The organism is Massilia sp. CT11-108 (assembly GCF_047302915.1).
Taxonomy (GTDB): domain Bacteria; phylum Pseudomonadota; class Gammaproteobacteria; order Burkholderiales; family Burkholderiaceae_D; genus Telluria; species Telluria orientalis.
In genome coordinates this window covers 1-1100 of sequence record NZ_JBKYMO010000963.1, presented here as the reverse complement: position 1 = coordinate 1100, position 1100 = coordinate 1, and the positions used below count along the sequence as shown (strand labels likewise).

At 67.1% G+C, this 1100-nt stretch carries 2 protein-coding genes; one reads left to right on the top strand and one right to left on the bottom strand.

The genetic code is table 11. From position 1 onward, the window contains the following. A partial coding sequence (locus ACEN88_RS32380; protein ID WP_413346326.1) for a CBS domain-containing protein occupies positions 1 to 382 on the top strand: 382 nt, incomplete at its 5' end. 14 nt (positions 383 to 396) lie between these two features. On the opposite strand, the gene ACEN88_RS32375 is transcribed toward ACEN88_RS32380, so the two are convergent. Continuing rightward, positions 397 to 1100: EAL domain-containing protein (locus ACEN88_RS32375; protein WP_413346324.1), on the bottom strand; the 704-nt coding region annotated here is incomplete at its 5' end.

Here is a 1100-nt window from a genome sequence, read left to right as displayed (position 1 = left end):
CGCCGCCGCCACGATGGCCGAGCGCGACATCGGCTCGCTCGTCGTGATGGAATATGGCGACCTGGTCGGCATGCTGACCTTCCGCGAGGTCATCAAGGCCTTGCACGCGCACGGCGGTTCGCTCGAACCCGCGGGCACCGTGCGCAAGCACATGGACGACAGCCCGATCACCGTCACCCCGGACACCGAAGTCAACGAAGTGCGCCGCATCATGCTGGAAAAGCACGCGCGCTACCTGCCCGTCATGAACGCGCGCACGCTGCTGGGCGTGATCTCGTTCTACGACGTCGCGAAGGCCGTGCTCGAGGCGCAGAGCTTCGAGAACCGCATGCTCAAGGCCTATATACGCGACTGGCCTGCCGAGCAGATGGCCGAGGATTGACCGGTCGTCGGTGATTACGCGGCGCGCGTCAGCGCGTCGCTGCCCAGCCACTCGATGAGTGCCGCGGGCGCGAGCGGGCGCGCGAACAGATAGCCCTGCGCGAGCGGGCAACCGAGCGCCTGCAGGATCTGCGCCTGCACCTCGTCCTCCACACCTTCGGCGATGATCGACAGGCCCAGGTTGCGGCCCAGCTCGATGACCATCTCCGCGATGCTGCTGCCCCTTGCCGCGTCCGTGATCTCGGTCACGAACGCGCGGTCGATCTTGAGCCGGTCCACGCACAGGCGCTGCAGGTAGGAGAGGGACGAGAAGCCCGTGCCGAAATCGTCGATGGCGATCGACACGCCGGTGCGCTTGATTTCGGCGAGGCGTTCGATCAGCAGATCGGGTTCTTCCATCGCCATCGATTCCGTGATCTCCAGCTCGACACGCTCCGGCGGCGCGCCCGTATCGAGCAGCGCCTGGCGCAGCATGTCGATGAAATGCGGATGGCGGAACTGGACTTGCGAGACGTTGATCGACATCGTGAAGTCGAGGTGGCCCGCCGCGCGCACGCGCACGAGTTCCGCGCAGGCTTCGCGCAGCACCCACGCGCCGATGTCGATGATCAGGCCCGAGTATTCCGCGATCGGAATGAAGCGGTCGGGCGGGACGAAGCGGCCGTCTTCCGTGCGCCAGCGCAGCAGCGCCTCGGCGCCGAACGCGCGCCGCGCGGCCA